This window comes from Streptococcus pseudoporcinus LQ 940-04, assembly GCF_000188035.1.
Lineage (GTDB): Bacteria > Bacillota > Bacilli > Lactobacillales > Streptococcaceae > Streptococcus > Streptococcus pseudoporcinus.
The window spans coordinates 122,146-136,289 of sequence record NZ_AEUY02000003.1; the positions used below are offsets into that span (position 1 = coordinate 122,146).

A 14,144-nucleotide genomic window follows, 5' to 3' on the forward strand; every position below is an offset into this window, starting at 1 on the left:
ATGAAAGTTATAATAAAAGAGGCTGGCCTTCGTCTGGATAAGGCATTAGCAGAGACTACCGATTTATCACGCAGTCAGGCTAATGAACAGATAAAAAAAGGGTTGGTTTTGGTCAATGGCCAAGCTGTCAAAGCTAAATATAATGTTAAGAGTGGGGATAATATTACCTATCAACTTCCAGAAGAAGAAGTTTTAGACTATCAAGCTGAGAATTTACCTATTGATATTATTTATGAGGATAGTGATTTGGCAATTATTAATAAAGCGCAAGGGATGGTTGTTCATCCGTCAGCCGGCCATTCCTCTGGTACTTTAGTTAATGCTCTTATGTACCATATTAAAGATCTATCTTCTATAAACGGGGTGGTTAGACCGGGTATTGTCCACCGAATTGATAAAGATACTTCTGGTTTATTGATGGTTGCTAAAAATGATAAAGCTCATCAAGTCTTAGCTGAAGAATTAAAAGCAAAAAAATCCTTACGTAACTATTTGGCTATTGTGCATGGCAATTTACCAAACGATCGAGGCATGATTGAAGCTCCGATTGGTAGAAGCGAGAAAGATCGTAAGAAACAATCTGTTACTGTAAAAGGTAAGGACGCTGTAACCCGTTTTACGGTTTTAGAAAGATTTGGTGATTACACCCTTCTTGAGTTGAGTCTCGAAACTGGGCGAACTCACCAAATCAGAGTTCACATGGCTTATATCGGTCATCCGGTAGCAGGCGATCCTTTATATGGGCCACGTAAAACCTTGAAGGGTAATGGCCAATTTTTACATGCCCAAACCTTAGGTTTGACTCACCCCTCTTCGGGTGAATTAATGACCTTTTCAGCGGAGCCGCCGGCTATTTTTTTAAAAAGGTTAGAGCAATTAAGACAAGAGGCTCACAAATAGGGTCACTATTCCTAAAAAAAATAAAAATTAACTTGTTTTTCGATTGGTATTTTGCTATACTGTTAGAAATTCGATATTCCTTTAAAACAGTCCTGTGAGGCTGTCAAGGAGACCGTCAAGACAGAAATGCATGCTTTTTCTTGTATGCTATTATTTTGTAGGATCTCCTTGTTTGAGGAGATTTTTTTGTTGCACTATTTAGGAGGAAAAAATGAAAACAAAAGAGATTGTCGATGAATTGACCATGAAACGGGCGATTACCCGGATTACATATGAGATTATAGAACGCAATAAACAATTAGATAATATTGTTTTAGCAGGTATCAAAACACGTGGTGTCCACTTAGCACGACGTATTCAAGAGAGACTTGAACAGCTTGAGGGCATTAGCTTACCAATTGGTGAACTGGATATTAAATCCTTTCGTGATGATGTTAAAGTGGAAGAAAACACCACTTCCATGCCAGTTGATATCAGTGGTAAAAATGTGATCTTAGTTGATGACGTTCTCTATACAGGGAGGACGATTCGAGCAGCGATTGATAATCTGGTGAGTTTAGGAAGACCAGCGCGTGTTAGTTTAGCTGTTTTAGTTGATCGTGGGCACCGAGAGTTGCCGATACGTGCAGATTATGTTGGTAAAAATATTCCAACCAGTAGTGTGGAAGAAATTGTTGTTGAAGTGGTTGAAGTTGATGGGCAAGACCGCGTTAGTATTATTGATCCATCATAAGAAAAGGGGTAAAAATGAAGGATGTTTTGTATGATGTAGAGGAAATGCCAAAGGCGGGTCTCCTTTTTGGTCTCTCATTTCAGCATTTATTTGCTATGTTTGGTGCAACGGTTCTTGTTCCTATCTTGGTTGGTATCGATCCGTCCGTTGCTCTTTTGTCAAGTGGTCTGGGAACTTTAGCCCACTTAAGTGTAACAAAATTTAAAATCCCTGCTTATATGGGCTCTAGTTTTGCTTATATTGCAGCAATGCAAATGTTGATGAAAACAGACGGTATCGGGGCTGTTGCTCAAGGAGCAATAACAGGCGGCCTGGTCTACCTCATTGTTGCTTTGATAGTAAAAGCTGTCGGAAATAAATGGATTGATAGGATTTTGCCGCCGGTAATTGTGGGACCAATTGTGATGGTTATTGGCTTGAGTTTAGCAACAACAGCTGTAAATAGTGTTATGCTAAAGGATGGTAAATACGATTTACTTTATCTGCTTATTGGTATGGTTACACTCTTAGCAGTTATTTTCTTCAATATCTATGGCAAAGGCATCATTGCTATTATTCCCATTTTACTGGGCTTATTAGTAGGTTATATCTTTACTTTGCTTGTTGGACTTGTGACCGGACAGGAAATCATCAATTTCACACAGGTAGCCCAAGCCAAATGGTTTAGTCTTCCTAGCCTTTCAATTCCATTCTTATCGTATGGCTTTAAATTGTATCCAAGTGCGATCCTCACAATGGCTCCAATTGCCTTTGTTACAATGACAGAGCATTTTGGGCATGTCATGGTTTTGAATAGCTTAACCAACCGTGATTATTTTAAAGATCCAGGCTTAGATAAGACTCTGACTGGTGATGGGCTTGCTCAAATTATTGCTGGATTTTTAGGGGCTCCTCCTGTAACATCATATGGTGAAAATATCGGAGTTATGGCTTTAAATAAAATTTTCTCAGTCTATGTTATTGCAGGAGCTGCCGTAATTGCTGCTTTACTGAGTTTTATAGGGAAAGTTTCAGCCTTGATTCAATCCATTCCAGATCCTGTTATTGGAGGGATTTCCATCGCCCTCTTTGGGGTTATTGCCTCAAGCGGCCTAAAAATTCTAATTGAATCAAAAGTTGATATGGATAATAAGAAAAATCTTTTAATGACTAGTGTTATTTTAGTATCTGGTATTGGTGGTTTGATGTTGCAAGTGAATGGTCTTCAAATTTCTGGAGTTGCTTTTTCAACACTATTAGGAATTATCTTATATCAAGTTTTACCTGAAAAATAAGGATTATAAACGTCAGTGAATTAGCTAGGGTATCTATGGTAGTGATGACAGAATACTCACAATCTTATTAAGGACTATAACTCATAACAGACTATTTAGATAAGCTAACCATTTTCTTGGTTAGTTTTTTTCTTACAGAAATGTAAGTGAAAAGTCCCTTATTACTTGTTATATTAGAATATATCTCAAAGAAATGATATTTTGAGAAAAATATAGTGTTAGCTTGACAAGTAGTAGGAAAGCTTTTATACTTGTCTTATATAATTAATACAATAAACAAAGGGGATTAGGATGGTGAAAAGAAAAAATAGTCAAATGACTAAAAAAACTAAACAAATCATTGCAGGAGTAACAGTTGCAACACTTGTCTTAATTGGTGGATTTTTATATATACAAGGAAAGAGCCAACTAGCCAGTAAAAAAAGTAAGTCAGATTATTCTGCTGTAAATGTAAAAGAAGGAACCATTTCTTCAACAACTTTACTTTCTGGGACAGTGAAAGCTTTAACAGAAGAGTATATTTATTTTGATCAATCAAGGGGGAGTGACGCACAAGTAACTGTAAAAGTTGGGGATAAAGTCAGTAAGGGACAACAACTAGTACAATATAACACAACCACTGCACAAGCAGCTTATGATACAGCAAACCGAAATCTGAATAAAATTGGTCGCCAAATTAATTATTTACAAACCTACGGCAGACCTATGGCTTCCGCCCAGCTATCGGAAAATGCTAGTCAAGAAACTAGTGGAGCTGCAAGTAATAGCGGTCAAAGCTCTCTTCAACAACCCTTACAAGAAACCAATGCTAGTTACAATCAGCAATTGCAAGATTTAAATGATGCTTATGCAGATGCGCAAGCAGAAGTGACAAAGGCTCAGCAGGCCTTAAATCAAACAGTTGTTACAAGTAGCCATGATGGTACAGTCGTTGAAGTTAATAATGATGTTGATCCATCTGCTAAAAATAGTCAAACTTTAGTTCATGTTGTTTCAGAAGGACAGTTACAGGTCAAAGGTCAGTTAACGGAGTATGATTTAGCGACTATAAAACCTGAACAAAAAGTTAAAATTAAGTCAAAAGTTTACACTGACAAAACATGGGATGGTAAAATTTCCTATATCTCAAACTATCCAAATGCTAAAAATGATGCTTCTAACGAATTATCTCAAGGGACAACAGCCTCCTCTGCTGCAAGTTATGATTATAAAGTAGAAATTACTAGTCCTTTGGATCAATTAAAACAAGGCTTTTCTGTTTCAGTCGAAGTTGTTAACGAAACAAAACACATTTTGGTTCCTATTAGCGCTATTTTTAAAGAAGATGGAAAACAATATGTTTGGACTTATGATAATTCTAGCTCTAAAGCCACTAAGACAGAGGTTACTCTAGGAAATGCAGATGCTAAGAGCCAAGAAATTTTAACAGGATTAAAGGTTGGTCAGTTGGTTATTTCTAATCCAAATGCTCATATAAAAAATGGGGAAAAACTTAAAAATGTTAAATCTAAAGTTAATAGTAAGGGGGAAAACTCCAAAGAATCCGAGGTGAATCAATAGTGGTAGAAACTAAAAATAAACTGATCAAGTTGACAAATATTTCTAAAAGTTACCAAAATGGCTATCAGGAACTTCAAGTTTTAAAAGGAATTCATTTAGAAGTTCAAGAAGGTGAGTTTGTGGCTATAATGGGTCCATCTGGATCTGGTAAATCTACCTTGATGAATATCATTGGTTTATTAGATAGACCGACAGAGGGTGATTATTGGCTAAACGGTAATGAAGTTGACCAACTCAGCGATCGAAAATTAGCGGCTGTCAGAAACAAAGAAATTGGATTTGTCTTTCAACAATTTTTCCTTCTTTCCAGGTTAAATGCTTTGCAAAATGTTGAATTACCACTCATTTATTCAGGTGTAGGCGTTACAAAAAGAAGAGAGTTGGCACGACAGTTTTTAGAAAAAGTTGAGCTTCATACAAGAATGAAGCACTTACCATCAGAGCTGTCAGGTGGGCAAAAACAACGGGTTGCTATTGCGCGTGCCTTGGTTAATAATCCCTCAATTATTCTAGCAGATGAACCGACAGGGGCTCTAGACACTAAAACGGGGCAACAAATTATGGAGCTTTTGACGGAACTTAATCGTGAAGGAAAAACCATTATTATGGTGACGCATGAACCTGATATTGCAGATTTTGCGACAAGAAAAATTGTTATTCGCGATGGCGAAATTACTGCTGATACTACGGATTGTGTTCGTATAGACTAGGGAGACATTGAAATGGAAAATTGGAAATTTGCTCTCAGTTCTATTTGGGGGCATAAAATGAGGTCCTTGTTGACCATGCTAGGCATTATTATTGGTGTTTCAGCTGTTGTTATTATCATGGGATTGGGAGATGCGATGAAAAACAGTGTCACTGATTCCTTTGCAAACAATCAAAAAGAAGTTCGTCTATATTTTAAGTCCGATGATGAAAAGAATGATAGCCCTTATGCAAGTTTATCTATTCAAGAAGATACTAACAAGGTCAAGAAAGAATGGTTAGAACAAATTGTAAAGAATAATGACGGTATCGATTCTTATTATGTGACAAATAACACAAATGCTACTATTGCATTCGGTAAGAATAAGATGAAAGATGTTAACATAATAGGAGCAAGTAAAGATTACTTCAAAATTAAAAAATATGACATTGTTGCCGGAAGACAATTAACTGATAAAGATTACAGAAATTTTTCAAGAATAATCGTTATTGATACGAACCTATCAAATAAATTATTCGGCTTAAATAATTATAGTAAAGCTTTAAATAAGGTGGTCACAGTTAATGATAAAGATTACTTAGTTGTTGGGGTCTATAAATCTGATATACCTGCTATTTCGGTAGCTGGTATGGAAATAGGCGAATCAGTGATGTCAAACACCCAAGTTGCCTCTGAATTTAACATTAATGAAGTTGGTCAAATTTATATCCATGTCACTGATGTCAAAAGAAGTACAGAGCTTGGAAAAAAAGCCGCTAAAATGTTAACTGACCTTTCTCATGTCAAAGATGGAAGGTATACCATTCCCGACAATAGTGCCCTTATCAATAACATAAATAATCAGTTTACTATTATGACGACAGTTATTGGATCGATTGCCGGTATATCGTTGTTAGTAGGAGGTATCGGGGTCATGAATATCATGTTGGTTTCTGTTACAGAGAGAACACGAGAGATTGGCTTGAGAAAGGCACTCGGTGCTACACGAGGAAAAATTTTGACACAATTTTTGATTGAATCTATAGTCTTAACTATCTTAGGAGGTATAATCGGCTTACTTTTGGCTTTAAGTGTTGTCGGTGGATTAGGCAATCTGATGAAATTAAAAGGCGCAGCTGTTTCAATTAATGTGGCCCTTATTGCTATTTTATTCTCTGCAACAATAGGAATTATTTTTGGTCTTCTACCTGCAAATAAGGCAAGTAAACTTGATCCGATAGAGGCTTTAAGATATGAGTAAATATGGACTAAGACATGATAGCTTAAAAAAACTATTTAAAATAATTGGGGTGTTGTCTATTATTTTATCCATCCTCTTTATTTTTTACCTCGTTAAGGATTTAGATATTTTTCATAATCCGAAAGTATTATCTCAGATGATTAAAGATCATCTCTTTTGGGGATCGCTTGTCTTCTTTTGTCTTCAAATTTTTCAAGTTATTGTTCCTATTGTTCCTGGAGGAGTAACCACGGTTGTAGGCTTTCTAACTTTTGGACCCCTATTAGGATTTGCTCTGAATGTGATTGGAATTGTTTTAGGTTCGGTCTTTTTATTCTTACTTGTCAGAGTATATGGTAAACCTTTTATTGCCTTATTTATAGATGACAAGAAAATAAGGGACTACGAAAAGAAACTTGCTACTAAAACTTATGAACGTTTTTTCATCATGAATATGGCGTCGCCCATGGCTCCAGCTGATATTATGATTATGATTACAGGACTTAGTCAGATCAGCTTCCGCCGTTTCTTAATGATTATTATTATTTGTCGCCCTATTTCGATATTAACCTATAGTTATTTTTGGATATATGGCGGGAAATTATTAGGTCATTTATTCTAATAATTTCATAATATCGGTAGTTTATTTGCGTTTTTCTGTACTTTTAGAAATATCAAAAAGAGTATTGTCAAGAAAAAAACTTGACAGTACAAAAAAAGAGTAGTATACTAAAAAAGTGAGAAATAACAGTCCTTATTTCTCCTTAAAACAATAACATTAAAGAAAAGAGATAGTATAAAATGGCAGTAAAAATCCGTTTGACTCGTATGGGTTCTAAGAAAAAACCTTTCTACCGTATTAACATTGCAGATTCACGTTCACCTCGTGATGGTCGCTTCATTGAAACAGTTGGAACATACAATCCACTAATCGCTGAAAATCAAGTCACTTTAAAAGAAGATCGTATTCTTGATTGGTTAGCAAAAGGAGCACAACCTTCAGATACAGTTCGTAACATTCTTTCAAAAGAAGGTGTTATGGCTAAATTCCACCAACAAAAATTCTCAAAATAATAAAAGCCTATGGATACCATTGAAAATCTTATTATCGCCATTGTGAAACCTTTGATTTCACAACCAGACAATCTTACTATTAAAATTGAAGATACTCCAGATTTCCTAGAGTACCATCTTGACTTGGATGCCCAAGACATCGGTCGTGTTATCGGAAAAAAAGGTCGTACCATTACAGCGATAAGATCGATTGTTTATTCGGTTCCAACACAAGGAAAAAAGGTTAGACTTGTCATTGATGAGAAGTAAAGCATTCTAAAGTCCTCAGATTATTTAGTCTGAAGGCTTTTTTGCTATTGACCTTGAGGAGGATTAGTGATAGAATCAAAGGGAAAACCTTAACCGGTTTATTATTTTTAACAATATACTTAACTGGTTAAGTATATTGAAAGGAGACATCATGAAAAATGATATGTTTAATTCAAAACATTTACTAAGTGCAGTTGCGGCCTCAACCTTGTTGCTTACAGCTGTTTCCCTACCAAATGAAGCAGTTTATGCGGATACAAGCAGTCTGACTTCAACGGTTCTTACACCTAAAGAAACGTCTTTTTCTTTTGTTGCAACTATCTTAAATGCTAATGGTAATACTCTATCAGGCAAGGTTGTTGAGGTACGAGATACAGTGGATCCTAATAATACAGTTATTGCAAGCAGTCTGTCAGATTCTTCAGGACAAGCAGTATTTTCAAACTTACCTATCAATCGTAACCTAAGTGTATCTGTTGATGGTCTTACGCAGCAATATAACCTCAGGACTAATGAAGCTGGTTCTAAAATAGGAGCTAGTTTTACGGCTAAAGCTTCAAGCCAAGAAACAACTGTTGGGGAAACGATACCAGGAAAGTCAGTGGCTGTCACTTTGCCTGAGACCTCATTAAAATCAAAAACAGGGGAAAGTTTTAATTTTACTGCTGTCATTTTGGGAAAAAATGGCCATGTTATAGAAGGTAAGACAGTTGAATTATTTGATATTACTGATGGCAAAGCAGAAAAATTAGGAACTCAAGTCAGTGATAAAGATGGGAAAGCAAGATTTGAAGGACTGCCTCTTTCACGAAATATTAGTGTCCGTGTTCTTGGTGATGATAAGGCCTACACTGTGAGAACTGACCAAGCAGGCGCTGAGAGAGCTACAGCTTTTTATCTTAATGAAATCGGCAAAAAGGCACCTCAATATACAAAGAATCCTTTAACAATTACCGTAAGAGATGAAGAAGGTCAAGCCATACCAAATCAATTAGTTAGTGTAAAGAATGTTCTTGGCCAAAAAGTTGCTGAATTGCTAACGGATGCAAATGGGCAGGCTATTTTTACAGATAAATTAATGGAGGGTGCTTTCTACCAATTTGCTGTTAATGGTATTGTTATGCATGATGTTACACCAGGAAATACGATTAGCGCCTACCTACGAAGTGATCAACAAAGAAAGCAGACCCCAACTCGGATAAATCCTGTTGATGAAGGTGACTATCCTAAAAAAGAAGAATCCAAAGATAAAGGTCTTGGCTTAGCTGATAAACAAAAGCAAGTTGTAGAAAAGCAGGAGATGGTAAAGCCAACAAAGACTAGACACCAAGATGAAAAGTCTCCAAATAAAAAGAATCAGGACCGGAAAACAAAAGGTAGCCTACCCCAAACAGGAGAGAAAGCTGTATCCCTTTTGTCATTGGTTGGTCTTATTAGTGTCGGTCTAGCTGCAATTTTATTATTAGCTAAGAAGTATCAAAAACGGTTAAAATAAAGTTATCAGAAAAAAATTATATTGTCTTTACGATTAAGTTCTCAGAGATTAGCTGAGAACTTTTTTTATGAGTTTTAACAGTAAGTGTCTTGGTCATATAATATGGCTATATGAGATAGTTCTTACGCGAGGGAACAATAGGAGTGGTATGACGGTGTCATTTGAAGATATCAAGTTTGAGATTGAGTTCATCGTAGGCATTAGCTTTTTTAAGAAAGAGTCGTTTTTCTAATGTGAACTATTTTTAATGCTGACTTAAGCAGAGATTGACTAGGCAAAGCACAAGCGTTTATAATGTTAATTCTTGGAAAAAAGAATTTCTCTTTAAAACTTATCATTAAGGGTGCAAAATTAGTTCCAAGGTGTTAAAATAGAAAAAGTATTAGTGATTTTGTGAAATCAAACAAGAATATAATGCAGGAGTAATAATGGAATTTTTTAATGTTGGTAAAATTGTAAATACCCAAGGTTTACAAGGTGAGATGCGTGTCTTATCTGTCAGTGACTTTGCTGATGAACGTTTTCAGAAAGGCTCTGTATTAGCTCTTTTTGATGATAAGAATCAATTTGTGACTAATGTTGAAATAGCTAGTCACCGCAAGCAGAAGAACTTTGATATTATCAAATTTAAAGAGCATAACCACATTAATGCTATTGAAAAATATAAGGGCTTTACCCTAAAAGTATCTGAAAGTCACCTGAGTGATTTGCCTAAAGATGAATTCTACTATCACGAAATCATTGGCTTAGATGTGTATGAAGGAAACCAGTTAATTGGGCAAGTGAAAGAAATTTTACAACCTGGTGCTAACGATGTCTGGGTTGTTAAACGAAAAGGGAAAAAGGACCTCTTATTACCTTATATCCCTCCGGTTATCCTCAATGTTGATTTAGAACACCATCGGGTAGAAGTTGATATCATGGAAGGTTTAGACGATGAAGATTGATATTCTAACGCTTTTTCCAGAAATGTTCACTCCTCTTTCCTCGTCAATTGTGGGGAAGGCTTGTGAAAAAGGTTTATTAGAGATTTACTATCATAATTTTAGGGAAAAGGCTGAAAAAGCGAGACATGTTGATGATGAGCCCTATGGTGGTGGACAGGGGATGTTACTACGTGCTCAGCCTGTCTATGATACTCTCGCAACGATTGAAGGAAAAAATCCTCGAGTTATTTTATTAGATCCAGCAGGTAAACCATTTAGCCAGGCTTATGCCGAAGAGTTATCCCAAGAAGAAGAATTAATTTTTATCTGTGGTCATTATGAAGGTTACGATGAGCGTATTAAAGCCTTGGTGACAGATGAAATTTCTCTTGGTGATTTTGTTCTGACTGGGGGAGAGCTAGCAGCCATGACAATGATAGATGCCACTGTTCGTTTGATTCCCAATGTTATTGGCAAAGAAGCAAGTCACCAGGATGATTCTTTTTCTTCCGGACTCTTAGAATACCCACAGTATACAAGACCCTATGACTTTAGGGGAATGACGGTTCCAGATGTTTTAATGAGTGGCCATCACGAGAAAATTCGACTCTGGCGACTTGAGGAAAGTTTACGCAAAACCTATTTAAGACGACCAGACTTGCTTGAAAATTATGAGATGACTGAAGAAGAAGCAAAGCTTTTACAGAAGATAAAAGAAGATATTAAGGTAAAGGAGTGATACGTCATCGAAACACAATATGATATTACCATTATTGGTGGAGGTCCAGTAGGGCTATTCACAGCATTTTATGCTGGCTTACGGGGAATGACAGTTAACATTATTGAAAGTTTGTCTGAGCTAGGCGGTCAACCAGTTATTCTCTATCCAGAAAAAGTTATTTATGATATTCCTGCTATTCCGGCCTTGACTGGGGCTGAACTTACGGATAATTTAATCAAACAAATTAGTCGATTTGATGACCGCATAAGTGTTTGTTTGAAAGAAGAAGTTCAATTATTTACGAAAACAGAAGATGGCTTTACCATAAAGACTAATAAAGCAGAGCGTAGGACGAAAGCGATTATTATCGCTTGTGGAAACGGGGCTTTTTCACCGAGAAAACTAGGTCTAGATGGTGAAGAAGAGTATGCTGATGACAATATTTATTATAATGTCCATAAATTAGATCAGTTTGCTGGGAAGAAAATAGTCATTTGTGGAGGTGGTGATTCTGCAGTTGATTGGGCTTTAGCGCTTTATGGCTTAGCAGAGAGTGTCACATTAGTTCATCGCCGAGATGCTTTCCGAGCGCATGAACATAGTGTTGAGCTTTTAAAGGCCTCTGGAGTGAATATTTTAACCCCATATGTTCCAAGTGCTCTCCTGGGTGATAATGGCCGAGCCAATCAATTGGTTATCCAAAAGGTTAAAGATAAAGAGCAAATGACACTTGATATGGATGCTCTGATTGTCAGTTATGGCTTCTCAACATCAAATAAGAACCTTAAGAATTGGGACTTAGATTTCAAAAGAACAAGTATTAATGTTTCTCATCTTTTTGAAACAAGTCAAAAAGGTATTTTTGCAGTAGGAGATGCAGCACAGTATGAAGGAAAAGTTGATTTAATAGCAACAGGTTTTGGTGAAGCGCCAATTGCAGTAAATCAAGCCATTAATTATATTTACCCAGATAGAGATAACCGTGTCGTTCATTCTACATCTTTAATTGATTAATAATAAACTATAAATAATACCTATGGAACTATAAAAAAAACCATGGGTATTATTTTTTTAGGTAGGACTACAAACCACTTTCTATGTGATATAATTAACTAGTAAATGTGATGGATTTCACACTATAAGATTATAAAATGAAGAGAGGTCATGGAAATGACAACAACTAAAGAAACATTTAGTACTTTTATGAATAAAGTACTGGCTGGTACAGCCACGGCTATCGTCGTGGCGCTTATCCCAAATGCCATTTTAGCAACCTTTTTAAAGCCACTATTGCCTAATACAACAGCTGCTGAATTTTTACATATTGTACAAGTATTCCAATTCTTCACACCGATTATGGCAGGTTTTCTCATTGGCCAGCAGTTTAAGTTTAATCCGATGCAGCAATTAGCTGTTGGAGGAGCAGCTTATATTGGTTCAGGTGCCTGGGTATACTCTGAAGTTGTTCAAAAAGGGGCAACAGTCGGCTCCTTCCAACTTAGAGGAATTGGTGACCTTATTAATATGATGATTACAGCGAGTCTAGCTGTCTTGGCTGTTAAATGGTTTGGCAATAAGTTTGGTTCCTTAACAATCATTCTTTTACCAATTACGATTGGAACTGGTGTTGGTTTTATTGGCTGGAAATTATTGCCTTATGTTTCGTATGTGACAACTTTAATTGGACAAGGTATTAACTCCTTTACAACACTTCAACCAATAGTGATGTCAATCTTAATTGCAATGGCTTTTGCATTATTAATTGTTAGTCCAATTTCAACAGTTGCGATTGGTTTAGCAGTCGGACTAAATGGCATGGCAGCTGGAGCAGCATCAATGGGAATTGCAGCAACCGCAGCAGTTCTTGTTTGGGCTACTCTAAAAGTTAACAAATCAGGTGTCCCTATTGCTATTGCTTTAGGAGCTATGAAAATGATGATGCCTAACTTTTTGAAACATCCTATTATGGCTATTCCAATGGTGATTACAGCAGCAATTTCATCATTAACTGTGCCCTTATTCAATTTGGTTGGTACTCCAGCATCGTCAGGTTTTGGCCTTGTAGGGGCTGTAGGTCCCATTGCTTCATTAGCTGGTGGAAGTAGCATTCTTATTATCATTTTGGCTTGGTTTCTTATTCCATTTGGTGTTGGATTTGTAGCACATAAAATCTGTAAGGATATTCTTAAACTTTACAAAGAAGATATCTTTGTATTTGAAGGATAAAAAAGAGATAAAGGAGATTACAATGTTAGTTTATATTGCTGGATCAGGAGCTATGGGTTGCCGTTTTGGTTACCAAATTTCTAAAACAAAAAATGATGTTATCCTTTTAGATAATTGGGAAGATCATATTAATGCCATTAAAGAAAATGGTTTGAAAATATCTGGTGATGTGGAAGAAACCGTCAAGCTTCCTATCATGAAGCCGACTGAAGCGACACAAGAAGCAGACCTTATTATTCTTTTTACTAAGGCTATGCAGTTACCGCAAATGCTACAAGATATTAAAGGTATTATTGGTAAAGAAACGAAAGTGCTTTGCTTATTAAATGGACTTGGTCATGAAGATGTTATTCGTCAGTATATTCCAGTTCATAATATTTTGATGGGTGTTACTGTTTGGACAGCAGGACTTGAAGGTCCAGGGCATGCTCATTTACAAGGTGTGGGTGCCTTAAACTTACAAAGTATGGATTCTGAAAATCAAGAAGCGGGCCGTCAAGTTGCAGATATGTTAACAGAAGCAAAATTATATGCTACCTATGACGAAAATGTTCTTCCAAATATTTGGCGCAAAGCATGTGTCAATGGAACAATGAACTCTACTTGTGCCCTATTAGATTGTACTATTGGTGAATTATTTGCTAGTGAAGACGGTCTAAAAATGGTTCATGAGATTATCCACGAATTTGTAACTGTGGGAGAAGCAGAAGGGGTTAGTCTAAATGAAGAAGAAATCACTAAATACGTCATGGATACTTCTGTGAAGGCTGCTCATCATTACCCATCAATGCATCAAGACTTAGTTCAAAACCATCGTTTAACAGAAATTGATTTTATCAATGGGGCAGTTAATACCAAAGGTGAAAAATTGGGAATTGATACACCATATTGTCGTTTAATTACACAACTTGTACATGCCAAAGAAGAAATTTTAAAAATTAAATAAGAATTCTTTACAAGACCAGTTTTAAGCTGGTCTTCTTTTTGCAGCCAGATGAAAGAATTTGATAGATTGTGCTTGACTTTGACAATAAATAAGGTATAATTTATATGTAACC

The 14,144-nt window shown here is 36.2% G+C and carries 15 protein-coding genes; all 15 read left to right on the plus strand.

Going from position 1 to position 14,144, the window contains the following annotated elements:
• The 15 genes from STRPS_RS00900 to STRPS_RS00970 all read left to right on the plus strand — a co-directional run bounded on the left by STRPS_RS00900 (nt 1) and on the right by STRPS_RS00970 (nt 14,032).
• Entirely contained in the window at nt 1-900 is a 900-nt protein-coding gene (locus STRPS_RS00900; RefSeq protein ID WP_007894148.1) for an RluA family pseudouridine synthase, read from the plus strand.
• A 211-nt stretch (nt 901-1,111) separates the two neighbouring features.
• Nucleotides 1,112-1,633, plus strand: coding sequence for a bifunctional pyr operon transcriptional regulator/uracil phosphoribosyltransferase PyrR (gene pyrR, locus STRPS_RS00905; RefSeq protein WP_007894276.1), 522 nt, complete (start codon nt 1,112-1,114; stop codon nt 1,631-1,633).
• A gap of 14 nt (nt 1,634-1,647) precedes the next feature.
• Entirely contained in the window at nt 1,648-2,907 is a 1,260-nt protein-coding gene (locus STRPS_RS00910) for a uracil-xanthine permease family protein (RefSeq protein ID WP_007894050.1), read from the plus strand.
• 291 nt (nt 2,908-3,198) lie between these two features.
• Nucleotides 3,199-4,467: an efflux RND transporter periplasmic adaptor subunit gene (locus STRPS_RS00915; RefSeq protein ID WP_007894079.1), complete on the plus strand. Its 1,269-nt coding sequence runs from the start codon at nt 3,199-3,201 to the stop codon at nt 4,465-4,467.
• Entirely contained in the window at nt 4,467-5,177 is a 711-nt protein-coding gene (locus STRPS_RS00920; protein WP_007894164.1) for an ABC transporter ATP-binding protein, read from the plus strand. Before STRPS_RS00915 ends, STRPS_RS00920 begins: the two co-directional genes overlap by 1 nt.
• Nucleotides 5,178-5,189: 12 nt before the next feature.
• The gene (locus tag STRPS_RS00925) at nt 5,190-6,416 is read left to right on the plus strand and encodes an ABC transporter permease (RefSeq protein WP_007894370.1); all 1,227 of its coding nucleotides are present in this window, start codon (nt 5,190-5,192) and stop codon (nt 6,414-6,416) included.
• On the plus strand, nt 6,409-7,017 hold the full coding sequence (locus STRPS_RS00930; RefSeq protein WP_007894339.1) for a TVP38/TMEM64 family protein: 609 nt from the start codon (nt 6,409-6,411) through the stop codon (nt 7,015-7,017). Before STRPS_RS00925 ends, STRPS_RS00930 begins: the two co-directional genes overlap by 8 nt.
• Nucleotides 7,018-7,196: 179 nt before the next feature.
• Nucleotides 7,197-7,469 (plus strand): 30S ribosomal protein S16, encoded by a 273-nt coding sequence (gene rpsP / locus STRPS_RS00935; RefSeq protein ID WP_007894285.1) that lies wholly within the window; start codon nt 7,197-7,199, stop codon nt 7,467-7,469.
• A gap of 9 nt (nt 7,470-7,478) precedes the next feature.
• Complete coding sequence (locus tag STRPS_RS00940; protein WP_003082623.1) at nt 7,479-7,718, plus strand: KH domain-containing protein; 240 nt, start codon at nt 7,479-7,481, stop codon at nt 7,716-7,718.
• 151 nt (nt 7,719-7,869) lie between these two features.
• Entirely contained in the window at nt 7,870-9,213 is a 1,344-nt protein-coding gene (locus tag STRPS_RS00945) for an LPXTG cell wall anchor domain-containing protein (RefSeq protein ID WP_007894142.1), read from the plus strand.
• Nucleotides 9,214-9,641: 428 nt separating this feature from the next.
• A complete protein-coding gene (rimM, locus tag STRPS_RS00950; RefSeq protein WP_007894398.1) occupies nt 9,642-10,160 on the plus strand; it encodes a ribosome maturation factor RimM in 519 nt (172 codons plus the stop codon).
• Nucleotides 10,150-10,878, plus strand: a complete 729-nt coding sequence (trmD, locus tag STRPS_RS00955; protein ID WP_007894386.1) for a tRNA (guanosine(37)-N1)-methyltransferase TrmD — start codon at nt 10,150-10,152, stop codon at nt 10,876-10,878. Before rimM ends, trmD begins: the two co-directional genes overlap by 11 nt.
• Nucleotides 10,879-10,884: 6 nt before the next feature.
• A complete protein-coding gene (locus tag STRPS_RS00960) occupies nt 10,885-11,874 on the plus strand; it encodes an NAD(P)/FAD-dependent oxidoreductase (protein WP_037598844.1) in 990 nt (329 codons plus the stop codon).
• A 150-nt stretch (nt 11,875-12,024) separates the two neighbouring features.
• Entirely contained in the window at nt 12,025-13,086 is a 1,062-nt protein-coding gene (locus STRPS_RS00965; protein ID WP_007894074.1) for a PTS transporter subunit IIC, read from the plus strand.
• Nucleotides 13,087-13,108: 22 nt separating this feature from the next.
• Entirely contained in the window at nt 13,109-14,032 is a 924-nt protein-coding gene (locus tag STRPS_RS00970) for a 2-dehydropantoate 2-reductase (RefSeq protein WP_007894278.1), read from the plus strand.
• Nucleotides 14,033-14,144 lie beyond the last annotated feature (112 nt).

Coding starts and splice junctions, on each gene's coding strand:
- STRPS_RS00900 (WP_007894148.1), top strand. CDS start 1: ATGAAAGTTATAATAAAAGAGGCTGGCCTTCGTCTGGATAAGGCATTA.
- pyrR (WP_007894276.1), top strand. CDS start 1,112: ATGAAAACAAAAGAGATTGTCGATGAATTGACCATGAAACGGGCGATT.
- STRPS_RS00910 (WP_007894050.1), top strand. CDS start 1,648: ATGAAGGATGTTTTGTATGATGTAGAGGAAATGCCAAAGGCGGGTCTC.
- STRPS_RS00915 (WP_007894079.1), top strand. CDS start 3,199: ATGGTGAAAAGAAAAAATAGTCAAATGACTAAAAAAACTAAACAAATC.
- STRPS_RS00925 (WP_007894370.1), top strand. CDS start 5,190: ATGGAAAATTGGAAATTTGCTCTCAGTTCTATTTGGGGGCATAAAATG.
- STRPS_RS00930 (WP_007894339.1), top strand. CDS start 6,409: ATGAGTAAATATGGACTAAGACATGATAGCTTAAAAAAACTATTTAAA.
- rpsP (WP_007894285.1), top strand. CDS start 7,197: ATGGCAGTAAAAATCCGTTTGACTCGTATGGGTTCTAAGAAAAAACCT.
- STRPS_RS00940 (WP_003082623.1), top strand. CDS start 7,479: ATGGATACCATTGAAAATCTTATTATCGCCATTGTGAAACCTTTGATT.
- STRPS_RS00945 (WP_007894142.1), top strand. CDS start 7,870: ATGAAAAATGATATGTTTAATTCAAAACATTTACTAAGTGCAGTTGCG.
- rimM (WP_007894398.1), top strand. CDS start 9,642: ATGGAATTTTTTAATGTTGGTAAAATTGTAAATACCCAAGGTTTACAA.
- trmD (WP_007894386.1), top strand. CDS start 10,150: ATGAAGATTGATATTCTAACGCTTTTTCCAGAAATGTTCACTCCTCTT.
- STRPS_RS00965 (WP_007894074.1), top strand. CDS start 12,025: ATGGAAATGACAACAACTAAAGAAACATTTAGTACTTTTATGAATAAA.
- STRPS_RS00970 (WP_007894278.1), top strand. CDS start 13,109: ATGTTAGTTTATATTGCTGGATCAGGAGCTATGGGTTGCCGTTTTGGT.